Source organism: Methylibium rhizosphaerae (assembly GCF_006386545.1).
Taxonomy (GTDB): domain Bacteria; phylum Pseudomonadota; class Gammaproteobacteria; order Burkholderiales; family Burkholderiaceae_C; genus Pseudorivibacter; species Pseudorivibacter rhizosphaerae.
Window position 1 is genome coordinate 1 of the sequence record NZ_SWAR01000053.1, and the last position, 18,252, is coordinate 18,252.

At 69.5% G+C, this 18,252-nt stretch carries 11 protein-coding genes; 2 read left to right on the plus strand and 9 right to left on the minus strand.

Features of this window, described 5'->3' with window-relative positions:
* Positions 1 to 423 precede the first annotated feature (423 nt).
* Together E8D38_RS24975 and pedF are read right to left on the minus strand one after the other, a co-directional pair.
* Positions 424 to 1,245: a substrate-binding periplasmic protein gene (locus E8D38_RS24975; protein WP_140636827.1), complete on the minus strand. Its 822-nt coding sequence runs from the start codon at positions 1,243 to 1,245 to the stop codon at positions 424 to 426.
* A gap of 28 nt (positions 1,246 to 1,273) precedes the next feature.
* The gene (pedF, locus tag E8D38_RS24980; protein ID WP_140636829.1) at positions 1,274 to 1,777 is read right to left on the minus strand and encodes a cytochrome c-550 PedF; all 504 of its coding nucleotides are present in this window, start codon (positions 1,775 to 1,777) and stop codon (positions 1,274 to 1,276) included.
* A gap of 335 nt (positions 1,778 to 2,112) precedes the next feature.
* Here pedF and E8D38_RS24985 point away from each other — a divergent pair, with 335 nt between their 5' ends.
* Positions 2,113 to 4,191, plus strand: a complete 2,079-nt coding sequence (locus E8D38_RS24985; RefSeq protein WP_140636831.1) for a sigma-54-dependent Fis family transcriptional regulator — start codon at positions 2,113 to 2,115, stop codon at positions 4,189 to 4,191.
* Between the two features lie 30 nt (positions 4,192 to 4,221).
* Here the strand turns inward: E8D38_RS24985 and E8D38_RS24990 are convergent, their stop codons facing one another.
* Complete coding sequence (locus E8D38_RS24990; protein ID WP_181179413.1) at positions 4,222 to 5,589, minus strand: endo-1,4-beta-xylanase; 1,368 nt, start codon at positions 5,587 to 5,589, stop codon at positions 4,222 to 4,224.
* A 43-nt stretch (positions 5,590 to 5,632) separates the two neighbouring features.
* Positions 5,633 to 7,861, minus strand: a complete 2,229-nt coding sequence (locus E8D38_RS24995) for a beta propeller repeat protein (RefSeq protein ID WP_181179414.1) — start codon at positions 7,859 to 7,861, stop codon at positions 5,633 to 5,635.
* Positions 7,862 to 8,466: 605 nt separating this feature from the next.
* Between E8D38_RS24995 and E8D38_RS25005 the strand changes: the two genes are divergently transcribed.
* Entirely contained in the window at positions 8,467 to 10,176 is a 1,710-nt protein-coding gene (locus E8D38_RS25005; protein ID WP_140636837.1) for a sensor domain-containing diguanylate cyclase, read from the plus strand.
* Here the strand turns inward: E8D38_RS25005 and E8D38_RS25010 are convergent.
* From E8D38_RS25010 to E8D38_RS25030, 5 genes are all read right to left on the minus strand, one after another.
* Positions 10,173 to 12,080: an AAA family ATPase gene (locus E8D38_RS25010; RefSeq protein WP_140636839.1), complete on the minus strand. Its 1,908-nt coding sequence runs from the start codon at positions 12,078 to 12,080 to the stop codon at positions 10,173 to 10,175. The two genes, E8D38_RS25005 and E8D38_RS25010, sit on opposite strands and share 4 nt — an antisense overlap.
* Positions 12,073 to 12,315 carry a hypothetical protein gene (locus E8D38_RS25015; RefSeq protein WP_140636841.1) on the minus strand — a complete coding sequence of 81 codons (243 nt, stop codon included), beginning with the start codon at positions 12,313 to 12,315 and terminating at the stop codon, positions 12,073 to 12,075. Before E8D38_RS25015 ends, E8D38_RS25010 begins: the two co-directional genes overlap by 8 nt.
* A 308-nt stretch (positions 12,316 to 12,623) precedes the next feature.
* Positions 12,624 to 13,724: an Acg family FMN-binding oxidoreductase gene (locus tag E8D38_RS25020; RefSeq protein ID WP_219851869.1), complete on the minus strand. Its 1,101-nt coding sequence runs from the start codon at positions 13,722 to 13,724 to the stop codon at positions 12,624 to 12,626.
* 77 nt (positions 13,725 to 13,801) lie between these two features.
* Positions 13,802 to 16,321: a DEAD/DEAH box helicase gene (locus tag E8D38_RS25025; RefSeq protein WP_140636843.1), complete on the minus strand. Its 2,520-nt coding sequence runs from the start codon at positions 16,319 to 16,321 to the stop codon at positions 13,802 to 13,804.
* A gap of 40 nt (positions 16,322 to 16,361) precedes the next feature.
* The gene (locus E8D38_RS25030; protein WP_140636845.1) at positions 16,362 to 18,113 is read right to left on the minus strand and encodes a PQQ-dependent methanol/ethanol family dehydrogenase; all 1,752 of its coding nucleotides are present in this window, start codon (positions 18,111 to 18,113) and stop codon (positions 16,362 to 16,364) included.
* Positions 18,114 to 18,252 lie beyond the last annotated feature (139 nt).

An 18,252-nucleotide genomic window follows, 5' to 3' on the forward strand; every position in this document is an offset into this window, starting at 1 on the left:
GCGCCTCCGCGGTGAATGAATCGGGGGTTCCGGCCATGGCGCACAGCCACTCTCCGTTCGGGCTGAGGTATCGAAGCCCTTCGACGCTTGATGGCGGCCCTTCGATACCTCAGGGCGAACGGGTGGTCGTTGTTCGCGAGCGGGATGCCGAATACCTTCACCGCGGAGAGCGCGGAGAACCGCGGAGGAATACAAGGCCTTCTCCGCGGTCCTCCGTGTCCTCCGCGCCTCCGCGGTGAATGAATTGGGGTTCCCGCCATGGCGCACAGCCACCGTCCGTTCGGGCTGAGGTATCGAAGCCCTGCGACGCTTGGTGGCTGCCCTTCGATACCTCAGGGCGAACGGGTGGGTGTTGTTTGCGTGAGATGCCGAATGCCTTCACCGCGGAGGCGCGGTGAAGGCATTGGGGTTCCATCGGGCGGCTCAAAGCCGCCAGGCGACATCCCGCTCGCGAAACAGCTCCTTGAGCCGCCCGCTTGTCTGCAGCGACTGCATGGCCTGCTGCAGCGCGGCCGCCAGGTCGTTGGAGTCCTTCTTCACCGCGCAGGCCACGGCCCAGCCGTCACGCGGCGCACGCGGCGCGGGCAAGGGCTGCAGCACGAACCGCGCGTCGCGCGACAGCACCGACTCCAGTTCAGAGGCCAGCCCCGCCACGGCCTCCAGCTCGCCGGCCTTCAAGGCCTGCGCGGCGGCCACGCCATCCGGCCAGCGGGCGACGAGGTCATCGCGCAGCAGGCCGCCTTCGGCGCCGATCATCAGCCAGCCCGCCAGCGACAGGCCGGCGGCTCCGATCTTGTGGCCGTGCAGCGCGGCCAGCGTGTCCACCTGCGGCAGGCGGCGGCAGTCGAATGCCAGCATCACCCGCTCGCGGTAGTACGGCGCCACGATCTGCACCTGCGGGTTGGCCCGCTGCAGCGGCGGGTCCAGCGGCACGTGCAGCAGCACGTCGGCCGGCCCCCAGCCGAGGTAGTGGCCCTTCCACACCACGTTGCGCAGGTCGTCGGCCATGTCCTCGTCGGCCCGGAAGGGCAGCATGGACAGGCCCACGCCGAGCTGTCGCGCCAGCGCGCGGGCCAGTTCCACGTCGATGCCCTGCCCCTGGCTGTGGAAGGGCGGCATGTCGTGGTACAGGCCGACGACCAGGCTGCCGCGACGGCGGATGCGCTCGAGCGCGCCTTCGGCCGGCTGCGCCCGCGCGAAGGCCGGCGCGGCCGCCAGCGCGGCCAGGGCCTGCCGCCGCCTCATGGGCGCACTCCGCGGCCTCGGGCTGCGCTCACAGCGGCTTCTCCCGGCGCGTTTCCAGGTAGGACTTGATGGCCCACAGCGCCTCCTGGCTCAGCGTGCCTTCGAAGGGCGGCATGTAGACCGCGCCGTTGCGGGTGCGGCCCTTGCGCACGGTGGCCAGGAAGAAGTCGTCGTTCTCCTTCACGCAGGCGGCGCGCTTCTTTTCGTCCTTGAGCGAACCGCATTCGTTGTCGAGCTTGCGAAGGTCGGGCGCGATGCCGCCGGAAACGGCTTCGATGCCGTGGCAGCGGGCGCAATTCTGGTTGTAGGCCGAGGTGCCGATGCGCACCGCCTTCTCGTTCCTGCGATACGGGTTCTCTGCCCGCCATTGCTCACCGAGCTGCGGCAGGTCCCTGGTGTCCACCGCCTGGGGTGTCACGTCGCCGTGGGCCAGCGCGAGGCAGCTCGTGGCCAGCGCGGCCAGCAGCACGGCACCGCGGCGCACGAGGCGCAGGCTGCGGCGATCTTGTGGATGGGAAGGCGATCTCTTCATGGCTGTCTCCGGTCGGTCCTCTTCAGGGGGTGGTGACGGCCAAACTGCAAGGCATGTGCCACGGAACGCGGCATGCGGCAGCCCGCATGCGACTCGGTGTTATCCCCGGGTCGCGGGCCCATGTGGCGGCGCAGGTGTCACGGAATGGAGCGTCAGCTTGATGCAAATCAGCTGCGCCACATTCGCACATGCGCAGCTCATGGGATTCCCGCACGCGCTTGCCGCGTTTGCCCATAGCATCAGCGCCACAGACGAGAGCGCCCGCAGGCCGTGGCCATGGCCCCACGCGAGGCGACCGACGGAGACAACCCCCGTGCGGGGAAAGGACGATCGCCATGTCCATGCATGCGAGCGGCACGCCGCAACAACAGCCGCCCTTCGGCAATTCATCGACCAGCGTGCTGGTGACGCCGGACGTTGCGCACCTCGATGCGATCACGCAGTCGCATGAACGTTGCGCCGCACTGGGCCTGCAGCGCGTCGAGCGGCCCGACCACACGCCGCTGATCCGTGCCGACCTTGCCACGGCGCGCGAGCGCAACCTGCGCCTGCATGCGCATGCCGCGCCGGTCATGGAGCTGCTGCTCGAGCAGATCATGGCGACGCAGAGCATGGTGGTGCTCACCGACACGCAGGGCACCATCCTCCACTCGGTGGGTCACGACGACTTCCTGCGGCGTGCCTCGAAGGTGGCGCTGGCGCCCGGCGTCAACTGGGCCGAAGCGAACAAGGGCACCAACGCCATCGGCACGGCGCTCGTCACCGAGGCGCCGACCTTCGTGCATGCCGACGAGCACTTCATGCGGGCCAACGACTTCCTCACCTGCTCGGCCGCGCCGATCTTCGACCCGCGCGGCAACATGCTGGGCGTGCTCGACGTGACGGGCGACCACCGCTCCTACCACCTGCACACGATGGGGCTGGTGAAGATGTCGGCCCGCATGATCGAGAACCACTGGCTCTCCGACGACTTCCGCCATGCGATGCGACTGCATTTCCACAGCCGGCCCGAGTTCATCGGCACGCTGCTCGAAGGCATCCTCGCGGTGGCACGCGACGGCAGGATCATCGGCGCCAACCGCGCCGCGCTCGACCAGCTGAATCTCAGCAGCGCGGCGGTGCGGATGAACAGCGTGGTGAGCCTGCTGGGCACCACGCCCGGCGCGATCGTCGACCACTTCCGCTCGCCGATGGCCAACACGCTGGTGCTCACGCTTGCCAACGGCCAGCAGGTGCATGTGCGAGCCCGCTTCAACTGGCCGATGTGGCACAACGTCGGGACCGCCCTGCCCGACGAGGAACCAGCGACCGCGGCGACCATGGCCGCCGCCGAGCCGGCGCGTGCCTCGAAGCCGTCGCAACCGCAGGCGCAGCAGGCCCTGCAGCCGCCGCAGTTGTCGGGCCTGCGCTACCTGCAGACCGGCGATGCGCAGATGGAAGCGGTGATCGCGAAGATCCGCCGCGTGCTCGACCGCGACATCAGCATCCTGGTGCTGGGCGAAACCGGCACCGGCAAGGAACTGCTGGCGCGCGCCATCCACCAGGACTCCGAGCGCGCCCGCCAGCCCTTCGTGGCGGTGAACTGCGCCTCCATCCCCGAGACGCTGATCGAGGCGGAGCTCTTCGGCTACGAGGAAGGCGCCTTCACCGGCGCGCGGCGCAAGGGGTCGCTCGGCAAGATCCTGCAGGCCAACGGCGGCACGCTGTTCCTCGACGAGATCGGCGACATGCCGCTGGCACTGCAGGCCCACCTGCTGCGCGTGCTGCAGGAGCGCCAGGTCACGCCGCTGGGCAGCAGCAAGTCGGTGCCGGTGGACGTGACGGTCATCAGCGCCACCCACCGCAACCTGCGCGAGATGATCGGCCGCGGCGAGTTTCGCGAGGACCTCTACTACCGCCTCAACGGCCTGGTGGTGAAGCTGCCGGCGCTGCGCGAGCGCACCGACCTGCTCACCATCGTGCAGAAGATCCTGCGTGTCGAATGCAGCGGCAGCCCACCCGAGCTGGTGGCCGACGTGCTGCAGCTGCTGCAGGGCTACGCCTGGCCGGGCAACATCCGCCAGCTGTCGAACGTGCTGCGCACCGCAGCCGTCATGGCGGCCGGCGAAGCCCGGATCACGCGGGCCCACCTGTCGGACGACTTCATCGACGACGCCGAGCGCGCCGTGCGGGTGCAGCGTGCGGACACGCCGCAGCCGACGGTCGCGGCACTGGCCCTGGCGGGCGCCGACGACGCCGCGAGCGCCGGCTCTGCAACCACCACGCTCGAAGCGCTGGAGCTTCAGACCATCCGCCGTGCGCTCGAGGAAGCCGGTGGCAACATCTCGGTCGCATCGAAGCGGCTGGGCATCAGCCGCAACACCATCTATCGCAAGCTGCGATGGAACGTGAAGGGACAACAGGGCGACGCCTGAACTGCTCGTCGCCCCCTGGGGACGGGCAGCTCAGCGGCCGAGCAATGCGTCCTTGAAGCCCTGCAGCGCAGGCTTGGGCTTGAATTCGGCATCGAACAGCAAGGGCCAGTCGGGCCTGCCGGGCTCGTTGATCCAGCTGTCGGTGTCCCACACGCCCCAGACGGTGATGCCGGCCCGCTGCGCAGCCGGCACCGCCCGCAGGTAGGCGGCAACGATGTCGTGGTAGCGCTGCTTCTGCCGTTCGGCCGCTTCCGCGGTGAAACTCGTGTAGCGGTTCTTCATGCTCACGTCCAGTTCGGTGATCTTCACCTTCAGGCCGCGGTCCGCCACCGCCTTCAGCGAGGACTCGATCGCGCTGATGCTCGGCCAGTCGATCAGCACGTGCATCTGGAAGCCGACACCCGTGATGGGGACGCCGCGCGACTTCATGCCATCGACCATGGCCAGCAGGTTGCGCGTCTTCTGTCCGCCGGCCTCGATGTTGTAGTCGTTGTAGTAGAGGTCGACCTGCGGATCGGCCGCTCGCGCGTTGGCGAAGGACTCGTCGATGAACGCCTGGCCCATCTTCTGGCTGAACACGGTGCTGCGCAGGCCGCCCCCCAGGGTCGCCTCGCCATCGTCGGCAAGCGCCTCATTCACCACATCCCAGCTCGCCACCTTGCCGCGGAAGTGGGTGACGATGGTCTGGACGTGCTGCTTCAGCATGGCGGAGAAGTCGCCGCCATAGCTCTTCATGAAGGCTGGCACCTGGTAGTCGGCATGCCAGATCAGCGTGTGCGCATGCACGCCCATGCCCTTGGAGGCGGCGAACGAAACCAGCGCGTCGGCCTGCCCGAAGGTGAAGCTGTTCTCCGACGGATGCAGGTAGCTCATCTTCATGATGTTGCCTGCGGTCAGCTGGTTGAAGTTGGGAACGACCACGGCTTGCTGCTGCGAGCTGGTGCTGCTGTCGATGATGCTGTTGTTCTCGAAACCGGCATTCACCGCCACGCCGATCGGGAAGCTCGCCAGCGACTTCAGCCCGCCCGCCGCGGGGTCGCCGCCGCCGGCCTGCTGGACGAAGTTCGCGGCCAGCGACTTGTTGCCGTCGATGGTGAGCGTGAGCGGATTCGCGTTGCCGCTGGCGGCCCCGCTCCAGCCTTGGAAGGTCGAACCCGCAGCCGCCGTCGCCGTGATCGTGACCGTGCTGCCCGCGGTGTAGCTGTGGCTGCCCGCCGACAGGCTCGTCGTGCCGCTTCCGTTGACGGCGACGGTCAGCGTGTAGCTGACCGGATCACGCGGAGCGCGCTTGCTGCTGCTGGAGTCGGTCGAGCTGCCTCCGCCGCAGCCCGGAAGAGTGGCGAGGCCGAGCGACAGCGCGACCACCGCCAGCAAAGGAGAGAGGCATCGATTCATCATGTATTTCCGCCTGAATGGTGTTGAGTGCATGGAGAGGGAGCCCTCAGGGAGCAGTTGCCGGAGCGCCATAGACGATGCCCCGTCCCACCGTGCTCATGTAGACCATGCCCTCGGTGTTCATGTCGCCCACGACGAACTGGCCGTTGCCGGGGCCGCCGAACTGGTGCGCGTCGTCGTTGATGCGGGTCCAGTTCGCACCGGCATCGACGGAACGGTAGAGGCCGCGCTTGCCGCCGCCTGCGGCGCCCCAGATGAACACCGTGGGGTAGCTCGAACCGGCGGCCGCCTTGCCGAAGCCCACGGCGCTGCAGGAGCTCACGTTGGACAGCCGGCTGAACGCGGCGCCTGAGTTGGTGGAGCGCACCAGGCCGCCGTCGCGCAGCGGGATCCACACGTCCCCCTCGCGGCCGGGGGCGACGGAGAGCCTCGTGGAGCCGCCCGCAGCCACCGTGGCCGACACCGCGAAGCTGGCGCCGCCGTCGTTGCTGGTCAGCACCTGGCCGTTGCCACTGTCGTAGGCATAGAACCTGGCGGCCCTCACCGGGTCGCCGACGGGCCGCACGGCGCGCCCGTTCAGGCCGGAGACCGCGCTCCAGGTCGGAGCGGGATTGGCGAAGTTGCCCGAGCGGTAGGTGGCCACCGCGCCGCCGGCCGTCATCGTGTGCAGCAGCGTGCTGCCATCCGCTGACAACGCGACAACGCTTTCCGTGATCGACGAGACGGGGGCCACCGGCACCTGCGTCCAGGAGACGCCCGTGTCGGCGGAGCGATACAGCTTCTCGCGTCCGACCCGCACGACGACGGAGGTGTTGGCCGCCGCGACCGCGAGGCCGGTGGTGGTGCCGATGCTCGGCGTGTGGATGGGCGCATACGCGTTGACGTCGGTGTGGCGATACCCGTCGTAGTCGCCGATCACCGACAGCAGCGGCCCGCCGGGCACGCTCACCAGTCCCAGAGGCACCGTCTCCTCGAGCCCCTTGACGGCAAAGGTCCAGGTCGTCGGCACCGCATCGAGGTTCGCGGTGCGGAAGAGGCCGTTGCCCGAGGTGACCCAGGCCGCCTTGCTGTCGAACGGGTCGAACTCGATGCCGTTCGCCCAGTGGATGGTGTTGTTGCCCACCCAGCTCACGCCGTTGGTATCGAGCGCGAAGCCGCGGGCCACCACGTCGGTCCAGGCGGCCCCGCCGTTGGTGGAGAGGAAGAAATGGTCACCCCAGCCGCGGCCCTGCTGCATCCAGTTGTTGACGGTGGAGACCAGCACCCGCTGCGGGTTCCCGGGGTCCACCGAGACACCCGAGAAGGCTCCGGTGATGCCGGCGGGCGTGACGTTGGTCCAGGTGCCGCCTGCGACGCTGTACTTCCACACCTGTCCCGCGTCCATCGGTTCGGGCGGGTTGAGGCTCCTCGAGTCGCCGTGCGGGCCGGAGCCGGTGGCGTAGGTGATGTAGAGGTTTCCGTCGCTGGCCAATGCCGCGCGCTGCGGGATGAACCCGGCCGGCGCGTTGGACACCGCGCTGAAGGTGGCGCCGGCGTCGTTGCTGCGGTAGAGGTTCGCGCCGACCGAGCCGTAGCGCGACACGCCCACGAAGATGCGCTGCGCGACGCCGTTGGCCACGCTCGAAGGGTCCAGCAGCACGAAGCTGATGCCGGCTTCGTTGGGGGTGCCGGTCACGGGCAAGGCGTTCACCCTCGAGAAGCTGGCGCCGGAATCGGTGCTCTTGAACAGGCCGTTGTTGCGCGAGCCGACGTAGACCACATTGCTGCTGCCCGGGTCGACCTGCATCTTCTCGCCGTTGCCGCGGCCCATGCCGTTGCCGTGCACCCGGAACTGGGCACTGACATCGGTGATGCGCGCGAAGCTGGCACCGTAGTCGGTGGACCGCATCACCGCCGTCTTGCCGTTGCTGAAGTAGGAGGTCCCGGCCAGCACGTAGACCACGGCCGGGTTCTTGGGATCGAGGGCCATCGACTCCACGCCCATCAGACCCACGTCGTCTTCCGACAGGCCGTCGAGCAGCGGCACCCACCGCCCGGCGGCAGCGTCCCAGCGATATGCGCCACCGACATCGGTGCGCGCGTAGAACAGGTTCCGCTGCGTCTTGCTCGGGATCACCGCGGTCACGAAGCCGCCGCCGCCGATGGCGACATTGCCCCAGCGGTAGGTCTGGGCCTGCCCGCCCGCCGGCGTCGGCGTGGGCGTTGCTGTCGGGGTCGGTGTCGGTGTTGCTGTCGGGGTCGGCGTCGGCGTCGGTGCCGGCGTTGCTGTCGGCATCGGCGTCGGTGCCGGAGTTGCTGTCGGCGTCGGCGTCGGCGTCGGCGTCGGTGCCGGTGTTGCCGTTGGTGTTGGTGTTGGTGTTGCCGTCGGCGTCGGTGTCGGCCGTTTCGCGTCAGCCACAGGTGCTGGAGCGCCGTCCGAAGTACCCGACGACCCGCCGCCGCAGGCCGCCAGCCATGCGCTCAGCAGGCCGGTCATGATAAGCCTCGCGCCAAACCGGGCGCGAGGGCTCGTCGATGAAATCATTTCGTGCCTTCCTGTCGTGTTGATGCTGCTGTGCAATCAGCGCGAGGTGGACGGATCTGGCCGCGTGTGCGACCTGTCCGCGTTCTTGTCAACCCCGCAGAGGGGGGCACCGTAGTTCAGCGCCCGGGTGCAGTCATGACGGACTTCTGACGGACCGGGCGTACCTTACGAACTGCCACCCGCCATACAAAGCGTTACCCCGGATCGCAAGATCAGCAAAGGCCGCACGGGGCAGATGCCCGCTGCCGAACGGCGGCCAAGCGTGTATTCCGCCTCACTCAGGCCTGAGGGCTCGCCGGAACGCGGGGAACCGGGTGCTAACCTCGCCGGCCCGTTTTCCGCTCCGTCCGCCGCTCATGACCGCCGTGCTGCGCCGCCTCGCCCCGATGTGCCTCGTGTTCCTGCTGTGGGCAGCGGCCGGCGCCGCGGGCGCCAGCCAACCCGAGCTGGCGAAGGTGGCGCTGAATGCGAGGCTTCTCGCCGCCGATCTGCCGGCCGACGCCCAGCCGCCGGCAGAAGCCCTCGGCGACACGCCGCCGCTGTGGGAGGCCGAAGCCAAGCGCGTGCAAGGCATGCTGCCCTACCGCGACAACGGCAGCTGGGTGCGCATCACGCCTCGCGCTCTGCCGCCGAAGGCACTGCTGGTGGTCGAAGGCCAGGTCGCCGGTTCGGCACAACTGCTGCTGCCCGACGGCACTCGCATCGAGCGGGCCAAGGTCCGGCCCTCCGGGCGCGACGGCTCCCCGATCGCGCTGGTGTTCCCGCTGCCGGCATCGCTCGAGCCGGGCACGCCTGTGCTGCTGCATCTCGCGCATGGCCATCGGGTCAATGTCGACTTCTCCATCGTGGAGACCGACGCATGGCGCGACTACGAAAGGACGCGCCTGATCGTGTCGGCGGCGATGTACGCGTCGCTGATCGCGTTCGCGGTGATTGCCGGCTGCTACTGGGTTGCCCTGCGCGAGCGGATGTTTGCCGACTACACCTGCTACCTGCTGTGCCTGATCGCATTCATGACCGCCAGCGCCGGGCTGCTCTACGCCGCGCCGGGCGGCGACTGGTTCGGACGCCTGGGCATCCATGGGCAATGGGCTGCAGCGACGGCGGCGATCGGCTTTGCGGTCGGCTTCGCCCGCGACTTCCTCGGCATCGCGCGCCATGTCCCCCGCCTGCTTCCGCTGATGAATCGCCTGCGCGCCGGCTTGCTGCTGTCGGCGCTCGCGATCGCGGCATGGCCCGGGCCTGCGAGCCGCTTCGGCATGGTGATGGTGGCGGTGCTGCTGGCGGTCAACCTGCTGATGATCGGCCTCGGCGTGCGTGCGGCGCTGGCCGGCGACCGTTATGGCTACTACTTCCTGGCCGGCTGGCTGCCGTTGACCGTGGCCACCTCGGTGCGCAGCCTGCAGGCGGCCGGGCTGGTCGACATCGCGGCCAACGACGTGTACCTGTACGCGCTGGGCGCGGTGTGGGAGGCATTGGCGCTGACGCTGGGCATCGCCGACCGCGTGCTCGGCTTCCGCCGCGAGCGCGACGTCGCCCGCAAGATGGCGGAGCAGGACGCGCTGACCGGCCTGCAGAGCCGGCGCGCCATCGAGATGCAGCTGCGGGCGCTCTCGAGCGAAGCCCGTGCCGGCGGCAGCGGGCTGGGCGTGCTGTTCGTCGACGTCGACCACTTCAAGTCGATCAACGACCGTTTCGGCCATGGCGTCGGCGATGCCTGCCTGGCGGCGGTGGCGCGACGGCTGCAGGCCGAGCTGCGCGATGGCGATCACCTGGGGCGCTGGGGCGGCGAGGAATTCGTGGCGCTGCTGCCTGGCGCCAACCTCGACAACGCCCAGCACACCTCGGAGCGCATCCTGAGGGCAGTGTCGGCAGCCCCGGTGCAGGCCGCGAGCGGCGAGGTGTCGATCACCGTGAGCATCGGCATCGCGGTGCTCGATCCCTTGCACGACGACATGCACAGCGTGCTGCACCGGGCCGACTCCGCCCTCTACCGTGCCAAGGCCAACGGCCGCAACCGCGTCGAGCGCGATCCGGCCCTGGCCATGCCGCCGGGCGCGCTCTAGGCCCTCAGCCGCTCCCGCTCCCTACTCCGGAACTCCGCCAGCCTCTGCGCATACGGATCCAGGGCCTCCTCCGGCATGTCCAGCGGCAGCCCCACCAGCGAGGCAAAGCGCGCAGGCGTGACCTGGCCGTGCTCCATGAGCTCGTCCACCAGGGCCAGCAGTGCGCGTCGATGCGTCTCGATCAGCCGGGTGGCGCGCGCATGTTCGGCCTGCAGCAGCGCCTCGATCGGCGCGTTGCTCGCCTCGACGTCGGTGCAGAGGTTGTCATCGCTGTCGGGGGACACGTCGCTGCGGCCGATGCGCGTTCCGTGGCCCAGGTGGCGCAGCATGCGGGCTGCCGTTTCCGTGGCCCGGCGCAGGTCGCTCTCGGCGCCGCTGGAGCTCAGCTCATGCCCGAAAACCAGCAGTTCGGCGGCGCGTCCGGCCAGGCTGGTGCACACGGAGTCGAGCAGGTTGCGGCGCGACCAGACCTTGCGCGAGGTGTAGGCGTTGTAGCCACCCTCGAAACTCGCGACGTGGATCTTGATCTCGCGCGGCGCACGGCCGAAGAGCAGCGCATGCACGAGGCCATGCCCGGCCTCGTGCACGGCCAGCAGCGCGCGGAAGTCGGCATTGTTGCGCTGGCGCAGGCGGCTGATCTCGAAGGGCGCGGCGATGGCGTGCGACTGGCCGCGCCAATGCGCGACCAAGCTGCGGCCGTCGGCGGTGAGACCCACGCTCTCGCCGGCCGCGGCTCCGCGTTCGAGCGCCCACAGTGCCGACTTGGCCAGGCCGGCGCCGAGGATGGCATGCAATGCAGAGAACAGCGGCCGGGTGCCCTGCGCGGGAAACACGGCGTTGGCATAGATCTGCTCGCGCACGCTCGCATCCAGCTCGAAGCGCAGGCCGCAGCGCTGCGCCGCGTCGCCGGCATAGCGGGCGCACGCCTGCTCGATCAGCTGCTCGTACGCTCGCCGCGAGAGCGACGGGTAGATCACATGCTCGTTGCCCAGCCGGGCCACCTGCTCGGGCTTGAAGCGCCTGTTGAGCGCCTGCTTGACGTCGATGACGCTCAACCTGCTGGTGATCGCGTGGAAGGTATCGGCATCGCTGTCGCAGTCGTCCACGCTGGTGGCGACGTCCTCATAGGCCTCGTCGAGGTTGCCGCAAACGAAGACGAGCAGCCGGCTGTAGTCGGTTTCCCAGTGCTGCTGGCCGCTCTCGCGGAAGGCCCGCAAGCGCTCCTGGATCTGCTCGGGCGTCCAGGCCATGATCTCCATCAACGGCACGTCGAGCTTCAGGTTGCGCTGCAGTTCCTGGGCCTCCCAGCTGCGCAGCTTGAAGCGCAGCTTGCTCTCATCCGCCTCGGCGCGTTCGGCGTCGTAGGCGGCCTCGGCGATGGACGATTCGATGTCGCCCAGCAGCGAGAGCGCAGGCGGCAGGCGGCCATCGGACAGCAAGGCCCAGACGTCCTGGTAGCGCTCGACGCGCAGTTCGGCGCGCTTGGCGTCGATGGTGCGGAAGCGCTGGAACTCGTCGAGCACCAGGATGCCCGGCTCGCCTTCGCGCACGCCGGACTGCGCCAGCATGCCCGAGATGCTCTGCGCACCGCGCCATGTGGCGCCATTGGAAAAGCCGTCCATCTGCACTTCGACGAAGCGGTCGTAGAAGCCCAGCAGCTGCGCCAGACGGCGCACCAGCTGGGTCTTGCCGGTGCCGGTCAGGCCCCACAGGCAAACGACCACCGGCCGCGAGACGAGCTCGGGCAGCACGTACCAGGCCCGCACCGAATCGATGACGCGGTCGATGATGGTGTCGATGCCGAACAGCTCGGTCTTCAGCTGGCAGGCGATTTCCTGCAGATGGCGGCTTCTGCGCGCCAGCTGTTCGCGAAGTCCCTCGCGCGGTTCGTGGGATTCATTCATTCCAATCCTTTCGTCGCAGCAGCGCCTGCAGCGCCATGCGGTCGGCGCGGCGCTGGGCGCCGCGGCTCTGGATGTGCTGGCCTGCACCACGCAAGCCGCGCTGGCCGAGCGCGCGCGCCACGGGGTCGCACGCACCGGGGCTCGTCTCGAGCACCAGCGTCATCGGCTGTTTCATGCGGCGCAGGGCCTTGACCCGCCCCTCCTGGAGGGCGCGGGAACGCAGTTGTGCACTCATTCGGTTTCCGAAAAGCAAAAGCCCCGGCTCGAAGGCTGCGGGGCTTCGCTGCCGCGCGGTCTGGAGGCCGTATCTGTGGACAGACACGGTTCAGCCGGGGCTCGGGAACCGTGTTCAGTCGATCGTCGAGATGAACAAGGAGGACATAGGAGGGATCTCCGTCATGCGGGCGCTGTCGTGGGCGCCTTCAACAAGGGCGCGAATGATGCGGGCGCCGACGCCCACGCGCAAGCGGGTGGACCGGCCGTGTTGCAGCGTGCCAACGTCTTGCGCCGGCCGATCCAGGCCGCGGACTCACCCGACCTGTGTCAGGCAAGCACCGCCTGGACCGGCCGACGCAACGATGGCGGCAGCGTCGGCCCCCGCCCGAACCGGACCACCAGATCCGGTCGTGCTGCACCGAGGCCGACCGCGGCGGCGAACTTCGGCCGCATGGATGCAACCTCCACCGGCATGTTCACGTGCGCGGTGCGGATACCGAGGGCTGTCGCCTGCAACGCAAAGCGCTCGTAGCACCGGCCTACCTCGACCCAGTGCGCCTTGTCTTGCATGGCGCCCGCGAAGACTGCGACGCCAGCCGAACTTCGCAGCTGCCTGACGTATTTCTCGTTCTCCGCCTTCGGCGTGAAGAAGAAGTCGAACAGCAGGCCTCCCAGCCACGCCGGCACCTCCGGATTGCCGGAGGACTTGCTGAACAGACCATCGCCCAGGCGCACCGCGTCAACGGCATTGAAGCGGATCCATCGTTCGAGCTCGTCGACGAACGCCCGGTCGTTCATCTGCGCCGTGTTGCCCTGGACCACGAACTCGAGCACGTTCTCGAGCGCCGGCCGGCCGGTCAGCAGGACAAGCCGCACGGCCTCGCTGCTGGCCGCCGTCTGCAGGCGCTTCAGCTCCCCGGGCGCGATGGGCTTGCCGTCGTATTCGGCGCGGGTGGACTGCCGCGACGGGATGGCCTTGAACAGCTCCGTCACCTCGGCCGTGGCCTTCGACAGGCTGATGCGGACTGCGCTTCGCCTCTCATCGAACGCGGCCTCTCCCCGCAGGCCGTGCGCACGCGCTGCCTGGATGAGGTTCTCCGCCGCACAGCCCAGTGAAACGAACAGATGGTGATCGTCCGGATCGACCACGGGGCATCGACGCGAGAAGTCCGCAAGGATCGTGATCGCGTCGTCCGACACGGCGAACTTCCAGCATTGGGTGTTGTGGCTCGAAGGCGCCAGCGTCGCGCAACGCACGAGCTCCGTGCTGAGCGCCGCTCCTTGAAGGCCTTCCAACGGTCCCGGCCGCCAGGTGTGCTCGACCGCCGACTGGTACGCCGCCTGCGCGGTGTCGCCGGCGCATCCCGCCAGCCCGGCCACTGCAAGCGTGGCCGGCATGAGGTGGTTGAATCGACGACGGCTCCACACGGTGCGCTCCTTCCTTTCCGGCATGGCCGGCGAAGAAAGAGCGTAAGGAGCCTGCGGCCTCTGCGCCCTGACAGCCGTCAATCGGCGTGCGCGCGGCGATGCGAAGCGTCCAGCGGCGCGAGCAGCCCCTCGAGATCGGCCTCGCCGAACTTCACCGCCCGATCCGCGTCGCTGCCCAGCACGCCTTCGGCCAGCGCCGCCTTTCTCTCCTGCAGCGCCAGCATGCGCTCCTCGATGCTGCCTTCCACCACCAGCTTGTAGACGAACACCGTCTGGTCCTGGCCGATGCGGTGCGCCCGGTCGGTGGCCTGGCGTTCCACCGCCGGGTTCCACCAGGGGTCGAGGTGGATCACCGTGTCGGCCGCGGTGAGGTTCAGGCCCACGCCGCCGGCCTTCAGGCTCAGCAGCATCACCGGCTCATACTCCCGCGACTGGAACCGGGCCACGAGGTCGCCGCGTTCGCGCGGCGGCGTCTCGCCCGTGAGCGTGAGATGCGCGAGGCCGAGCGCCGACAAGGCCTGCTGCACCAGGCCCAGCATTTCGGTGAACTGGCTGAACACCAGCACCCGGCGGCCCTCGGCCACCAGCGCGGGCAGCATGTCGGCGAGCAGTTCGATCTTCGCGCCCGCCGTCGAAGGTGACGCCGCGGTCCCCTTCACCAGCCGCGGGTCGCAGCACACCTGGCGCAGCTTCAGCAGCGCATCGAGGATCGCGATCTGGGCCCCTGCAAAGCTCCTGCGCGCGAGCACGCGCCGCACCTGCTCGTCGGCCGCCAGGCGCACGCTCTCGTACAAGGCGAGCTGCTGGCCGTGCAGCTGCACCCGGCGGATCACCTCGACCTTGGGCGGCAGCTCGGTCGCCACCTCCTCCTTGCGCCTGCGCAGGATGAACGGGCGCACGCGCTGCGCCAGCAGTTGCGCGCGCAGCGTCTCGCCATTGGTCTCGATCGGCCGGCGCCACTGGCGCGCGAAGGTGCGTGCATCCCCCAGGAAGCCCGGCATCAGCAGGTCGAAGTGGGCCCAGAGTTCACCCAGGTGGTTTTCGAGCGGGGTGCCCGTCACGCACAGCCGGTGGCGCGCATCCAGGCGCCGCAGCGCGCCGGCGGCGCGGCTGCCCGCGTTCTTGACCATCTGGGCTTCGTCGAGGATCAGCAGGTGCCACGGCTGCTGCTGCAGCGACTCGATGTCGCGCCACAGCAGCGGGTAGGTGGTGAACACCAGGTCGTGCTCGCCGATGCGGTCGAGCTGCCGGTGGCGCCGGGCGCCCTGCAGCACCAGCGTGCGCAAGGCCGGCGCGATGCGCGCCGCCTCCGCCTGCCAGTTGGCCAGCAACGACGTGGGCAGCACCACCAGGGCCGGCCGGTCGAGCCGCCCCGCCTGCTGCTCCACCAGCAGGTGAGCCAGCACCTGCGCCGTCTTGCCGAGGCCCATGTCGTCGGCCAGGATGCCGGCCAGGTGGTGCTCGCGCAGGTACTGCAGCCAGGCCAGGCCCTGCAGCTGGTAGGGCCGCAGCGTGAGGCCCAGTCCCTCGGGTGCAGCCACCGGCGGTGGCGTGCCGGCCTCGCGCAGGCGCCGGGTCAGCGCGGCGATGCCGGCTTCACCCTGCACCTGCCACGCGCCGTGTACGCCGGCGCGTGCGACCTGGGTGTCGGCCAGGCCGTCTCGCAGGGCCTCGAGGCGATGCGCCTCCCAGGTCGAGAGCCGGATCGGCCCGTCGTGCTGCGCTCGCTGCGGATCGGTCAGCAGATCCACCATCGCGCCGACGATGGTCTTCATCGGAGCGGCACGCGCCTCGATGTGCCGCCCGCCCGGCGCGCGCAGCCGCACGATCGCGCCGTCGGGCATGGCTGCGATCTCGCGGGCGTCGAGCCAGCGCGCATCACGCCGGATCAGGTCGGCCAGCAGCGGCACGAGGTCCAGGGTCTCGCCGTCGACCTCGATGCCCAGGCTCAGCATCCACGAGCCTTGCTGGTGCGGCCCGCGCAGGGCCGAGATCTGCGGCGCGTGCGCGCCGAACTCGGCCAGTTCGCGGCCCGGTTCGCCCTCGGCCGCATCGATCACCAGGCGCCACTTCTGCACAGGCACGCTCTCGTGCGCGAACCCGGGCCGCACCACGATCTGCCAGCCCGCGGCCTGCAGCCGCGGCACCTGCTCTGCCCAGAAGTCGCCGAAGTGCGATTCCTCGGCCAGGCTCCAGAGCGCCTCGTGGCCTTCGGCCGCCTCCGGCCGGCGCCACTGCAGCGCTTCGGCCGGCAGCGGCCGCAGGCCGCTGGCCCACAGCGCATCGCGGGCATCGGCCTCGGCGGCCAGGTCGCGCAGCAGCAGCACGCGCGCATCCCACGCACCGCGCAGCAGCTCGGTCGGCTTGGGCCGCGTGTTGAGCATGCGCGAGGGCACGGGGGTTTCCCAGCGCAGGCCGCTGGCCGTGGCGTAGGTCCAGTGCGCCTGCGCCACGGTGACCTGCATGCTGCGCGGGCCGAAGCCCGGCACGGCCCGCAAGCCCAGCAGGCCGTCGCCGCGGTTGAGCGTCTGGAGGATCAGGCGGGGGCGGAAATGGCCGGGGACTGCGGTGTCGGTGCTGCGCGACGCGGAAGGCATGCGCCATTGTCGCGTCGCGCGGCACCGGGCCGCTCCCGGCTCAAGGCTTGGGCAGCTTGAACACCCACACCATGCCGCCCTGCTCGAGGTAGTTGACCTTCCTGGCCACGTCACCACCCCACAACGGCACGGCACCGCCCCAGCCGGAGACGACGCTCACGTACTGCACGCCGTCCTGTTCCCAGGTCACGGGCGGCGCCACCACGCCGGAGCCGGTCTGGAACTGCCAGACCACCTTGCCGGTCTTCGCATCCGCGGCCTTCAGATAGCCCTCGGGCGTGCCCCAGAACACCAGGTTGCCGGCGGTGGTGAGCACCCCGCCCCACAGCGGCGCGCCGTTCTTCTGCTCCCAGACGATCTTGCCGGTCTTCGGATCGATGGCGCGCAGCGCGCCGATGTAGTCGTCGTTCAGCGTCTTGATGGTGAAGCCGGCGCCCAGGTAGGCCGCGCCCTTCTTGTAGGCAATGGGCTCGTTCCAGATGTCCATGCCCCACTCGTTGGCCGGCACGTAGAACAGCTTCGTGTCGGGGCTGTAGGCCATGGGCATCTGGTTTTTGCCGCCCAGGAAGCTGGGTGCGGCGAACACCGTCCTGCCCTTGCCTTCGGTCGCCGAGGTGGGGTCGCCGGGGCGGTTCTCGGCCACGTAGTTGGGGCGGCCGGTGGCCAGGTCGATGCTCGTGGCCCAGGTCACCTTGCGCACGAACGGGAAGGCATTGAGCAGCTTGCCGGTGGCGGCGTCGTTCACATAGAAGAAGCCGTTTCGGTCGGCCTTGCCGCCCACCCGCTTGCCGTCCATGTCGAAGGTGACGAACTCGTTCACGCCGTCGAAGTCCCAGCCGTCGTTCGGCGTGTTCTGGTAGTGCCAGACGATCCTGCCGGTCTTCACGTCGATGGCGACGGTGGAGCACGAGTAGAGGTTGTCGCCCTTGCGCAGGTGGCTGTTCCAGGGCGCCGGGTTGCCGGTGCCGAAGTAGGCCAGCCCGGTCTTCGGGTCGTAGGTGCCGCCCAGCCAGGTGGCCGCGCCGCCGGTCTTCCACAGGTCGCCCGGCCAGCTCTTGCCGGCGGTGCCCGACACGCCGTTTTCCTTCCTGTTGCCGTCGGGGTCGTAGGTGTAGCCCATGTGACCCTCGACCGTCGGGCGCGTCCACACCAGCGCACCGGTCTTCGCATCGCGCGCCTCCACGCGGCCCACCACGCCGAATTCGCCGCCGGACACCCCGGTGAGCACCAGGCCGTCGACGATGAGCGGCGCGGCGCTCATGGAATAGCCGGCGGCGTAGTCATCGACCTTCTCCTTCCACACGACTTCGCCGGTGTCCTGGTTGAGCGCCACGAGCTGCGCGTCCAGCGTGCCGAAGATCACCAGGTTGTCGTAGAGCGCAGCACCGCGGTTGATGACGTCGCAGCACGGCATGATGCCGTCGGGCAGGCGGTGCTCGTACTTCCACAGCTTGCGGCCGGTGGCGGCGTCGAGAGCGAACAGGCGCGAGTACGACGCGGTGACGAACATCTTGCCGTCGTGGATGACCGGCTGCGACTCCTGCCCGCGCTGCTTCTCGCCGCCGAACGAAAACGCCCAGGCCGGCACCAGCTTGCCCACGTTGCCGGTGTTCACCTGCCGCAGCGGCGAATAGCGCTGGCCCTGGGTGCCCAGGCCCCAGGTCAGCACGTCGGCGCCGGTCCGGGCGTCTGCGTCGATCATCTGGCGGGTCACGCCCGCGGCGCCCGCCGCCTGGCTGCCGAGCGAGGCGCAAGCCATCGCGACGAGGAAGGGAAGTAGCCGTGCCTGCATGTGTGTCTCCTTGGATATGGCAACAACGTGCGCGACGACGGCGGGGCTGCCCGCCCGTGCGCTGGTGCGCCTTGGCGCAATCGCCATGCCACTCGAGGAAGCACAGGCCGGGGGCCGAAAAAGCCCGGGTTAGCCCGTG